This window comes from Streptomyces turgidiscabies Car8 (assembly GCF_000331005.1).
GTDB lineage: Bacteria > Actinomycetota > Actinomycetes > Streptomycetales > Streptomycetaceae > Streptomyces > Streptomyces turgidiscabies.
This window is the reverse complement of the sequence record NZ_AEJB01000513.1, coordinates 1-3,574: the sequence shown is the minus strand read 5'-3', so window position 1 is coordinate 3,574 and position 3,574 is coordinate 1. Positions and strand designations below refer to the sequence as shown.

The 3,574-nt window shown below is 67.7% G+C and carries 3 protein-coding genes; 1 reads left to right on the top strand and 2 read right to left on the bottom strand.

Annotation, left to right across the window (positions count from 1 at the left end; all coding sequences use genetic code 11):
- Positions 1–21: 21 nt before the first annotated feature.
- Together STRTUCAR8_RS36925 and rpsO are read right to left on the bottom strand one after the other, a co-directional pair.
- The gene (locus STRTUCAR8_RS36925; protein WP_006381406.1) at positions 22–2,247 is read right to left on the bottom strand and encodes a polyribonucleotide nucleotidyltransferase; all 2,226 of its coding nucleotides are present in this window, start codon (positions 2,245–2,247) and stop codon (positions 22–24) included.
- 314 nt (positions 2,248–2,561) lie between these two features.
- On the bottom strand, positions 2,562–2,849 hold the full coding sequence (gene rpsO, locus STRTUCAR8_RS36920; protein ID WP_006381404.1) for a 30S ribosomal protein S15: 288 nt from the start codon (positions 2,847–2,849) through the stop codon (positions 2,562–2,564).
- Between the two features lie 285 nt (positions 2,850–3,134).
- On the opposite strand from rpsO, the gene STRTUCAR8_RS36915 reads away from it, so the two are divergent.
- On the top strand, positions 3,135–3,527 hold the full coding sequence (locus STRTUCAR8_RS36915) for a DUF397 domain-containing protein (RefSeq protein ID WP_006381405.1): 393 nt from the start codon (positions 3,135–3,137) through the stop codon (positions 3,525–3,527).
- Positions 3,528–3,574: the final 47 nt, after the last annotated feature.

Here is a 3,574-nt window from a genome sequence, read left to right as displayed (position 1 = left end):
TCGCCTTGGAGCTACGGGACGTCACTTGTCGCCGTCGTCCTTCTTCTCGTCCGAGGAAGCAGCTTCCTCGCCCTCGATCACGGGGATCAGGGAGAGCTTGCCGCGGGAGTCGATCTCGGCGATCTCGACCTGGACCTTGGAGCCCACACCGACGACGTCCTCGACGTTCTCCACGCGCTTGCCGCCGGCGAGCTTACGGATCTGCGAGATGTGCAGCAGTCCGTCCTTGCCCGGGAGCAGCGACACGAACGCGCCGAAGGTGGTCGTCTTGACGACCGTACCCAGGTAGCGCTCGCCGACCTCCGGCATGGTCGGGTTGGCGATCGAGTTGATCGTCGCGCGGGCCGCCTCGGCCTGCGAGCCGACCTGGGCGCCGATGTAGATGGTGCCGTCGTCCTCGATCGTGATCTCGGCGCCGGTGTCCTCCTGGATCTGGTTGATCATCTTGCCCTTCGGGCCGATGACCTCGCCGATCTTGTCCACGGGGATCTTGACGGTGATGATCCGCGGGGCGTTCGGGGACATCTCGTCCGGCGTGTCGATCGCTTCCATCATCACGTCGAGGATGTGGAGGCGGGCGTCACGGGCCTGCTTGAGAGCGGCGGCCAGGACGGAGGCGGGGATGCCGTCCAGCTTGGTGTCGAGCTGGAGGGCGGTCACGAACTCCTTGGTGCCGGCGACCTTGAAGTCCATGTCACCGAAGGCGTCCTCCGCACCGAGGATGTCGGTGAGGGCGACGTAGTGCGTCTCGCCGTTGATCTCCTGGGAGATCAGGCCCATGGCGATACCGGCGACGGGGGCCTTCAGCGGCACACCGGCGTTCAGCAGCGACATGGTGGAGGCGCAGACCGATCCCATGGACGTCGAGCCGTTGGAGCCGAGGGCCTCGGACACCTGACGGATCGCGTAGGGGAACTCCTCGCGCGTCGGCAGGACCGGCACGATCGCGCGCTCGGCGAGCGCGCCGTGGCCGATCTCGCGGCGCTTCGGGGAACCGACGCGGCCGGTCTCGCCGACGGAGTACGGCGGGAAGTTGTAGTTGTGCATGTAGCGCTTGCGCGTCACCGGGGAGAGGGTGTCGAGCTGCTGCTCCATACGGAGCATGTTGAGGGTGGTGACGCCCAGGATCTGGGTCTCGCCACGCTCGAACAGCGCCGAGCCGTGCACGCGCGGGATGGCCTCGACCTCGGCGGCGAGCGTACGGATGTCCGTGACGCCACGGCCGTCGATGCGGACCTTGTCCTTGATGACACGCTCACGGACCAGAGCCTTGGTCAGCGAGCGGTACGCGGCGGAGATCTCCTTCTCGCGGCCCTCGAACTGCGGGAGCAGCTTCTCGGCGGCGAGACCCTTGACGCGGTCCAGCTCGGCCTCGCGGTCCTGCTTGCCCGCGATGGTGAGCGCCTGGGAGAGCTCGTCCTTGACGGCGGCGGTGAGCGCCTCGAAGACGTCGTCCTGGTAGTCCAGGAAGACCGGGAACTCGCCGGTGGGCTTGGCGGCCTTGGCGGCGAGGTCGGCCTGGGCCTTGCAGAGCACCTTGATGAAGGGCTTCGCGGCGTCCAGACCGGCGGCGACGACCTCCTCGGTCGGCGCCTCGGCGCCGCCCGCGATCAGCGTGATGGTCTTCTCGGTGGCCTCGGCCTCGACCATCATGATCGCGACGTCGCCGTCCTCCAGGACGCGACCGGCGACGACCATGTCGAAGACGGCGTCCTCGAGCTCGGTGTGCGTCGGGAACGCGACCCACTGGCCGTTGATCAGCGCGACGCGGACGCCGCCGATCGGGCCGGAGAAGGGCAGACCGGCCAGCTGCGTCGACGCGGAGGCGGCGTTGATCGCCACGACGTCGTACAGGTGGTCGGGGTTGAGCGCCATGATCGTGGCGACGACCTGGATCTCGTTGCGCAGGCCCTTGCGGAAGGACGGGCGCAGCGGACGGTCGATGAGGCGGCAGGTGAGGATCGCGTCCTCGGAGGGCCGGCCCTCGCGGCGGAAGAAGCTGCCGGGGATCTTGCCGGCGGCGTACTGCCGCTCCTCGACGTCCACCGTGAGGGGGAAGAAGTCGAGCTGGTCCTTGGGCTTCTTGGAGGCGGTGGTCGCCGACAGCACCATGGTGTCGTCGTCCAGGTACGCCACGGCGGAGCCGGCGGCCTGCCTGGCCAGCCGGCCCGTCTCGAAGCGGATGGTGCGGGTGCCGAAGGATCCGTTGTCGATAACGGCCTCGGCGTAGTGGGTCTCGTTCTCCACTAGCGTTTTCTCCGATACTTTTTCGTCTTTTGTCCCGTCCTGCCCGTGTGGCAGAGGGACGTGGGGTCGGAGAAGCGCGCCTTCTGGTTGCGGGCCGGTCTTCGATCGAAGCACCCGGGAGTCGGTTCCCGGGGGCCACTACCGAGGACCGGCGGCGGCGAGGTGCACTTCTCCTCGTTCGTGTCCTACTGGGTCCTGCGTTTGTGTCCTGCGTATTGCGTTGTGCCACCACACTACAAAGAGGTGGTGACACTCCGCACGTACAGCAAAGGGAGCGGCCCCCCAAATGTGGGAACCGCTCCCTCCACGGCGTCTTACTTGGCGCCCGCCGCACCGCGGCGGATGCCGAGGCGGTCGACCAGCGCACGGAAGCGCTGGATGTCCTTCTTGGCCAAGTACTGGAGAAGGCGGCGACGCTGACCGACGAGGATCAGCAGACCACGACGGGAGTGGTGGTCGTGCTTGTGCGTCTTGAGGTGCTCGGTCAGGTCCGAGATACGGCGCGAGAGCATCGCGACCTGGACCTCGGGGGAGCCGGTGTCGCCCTCCTTGGTACCGAACTCGGTGATGAGCTGCTTCTTCACTGCGGCGTCGAGCGACACGTGTACTCCTCGTAAGTCTCTGTAGAGCCACCGAGCGCCCCTGGTCCACATCTCAGGGGATCTTCTGTTACTCGGGAGGCGGGAATCCGCTGAGCGCGGCCTCCGGAGTGAGTGACTCCAGGGGTGCGTACACAAACGGCCGTCGCCCAGGATACCAGCAGGCAGCGGCCGCCTTCACCGCCTGTGCAAACAGCCCGGCCGGGCCGGACTCGGCCACTAGGGTGAGAGCACAGACAGTAGTTGTCGTATGCCGTATCACGTACGTCGGGAAGGGGTCGCTTCGCCATGGCGGAGGCACAGGGCGCACCGGGCTCACAGGATGAGGACGTCAAGGCGCGCAAGGAGCGGGAGCGGGACGAGCTGTACTCCCTCGACATCTCGGGCGTCGAGTGGCACGGCGCTCCGGGCACCGAGGAGCACGAGGAGCGGGTCGAGATCGCGTATCTCCCCGAGGGCGCGGTGGCCATGCGGTCGTCCCTGGACCATGACACCGTCCTCCGTTACACGGAGGCGGAGTGGACGGCCTTCGTGCTCGGGGCCCGCGACGGGGAGTTCGATCTGGAGCCGACGGAGCTCAATGGCGGGCTCGCGGCGGCGGAGGCCGCGCCTTCGGGTGCGAGTTCGGGTGCGGGCGCGGGCGCCGGCGCCGGCACGGATTCAGGTGGGGACGTGGAGTAGTTCGCTCAGTCGTCCTGAGCGGGAGATCGCTGGGGCGGGGTCGGTGC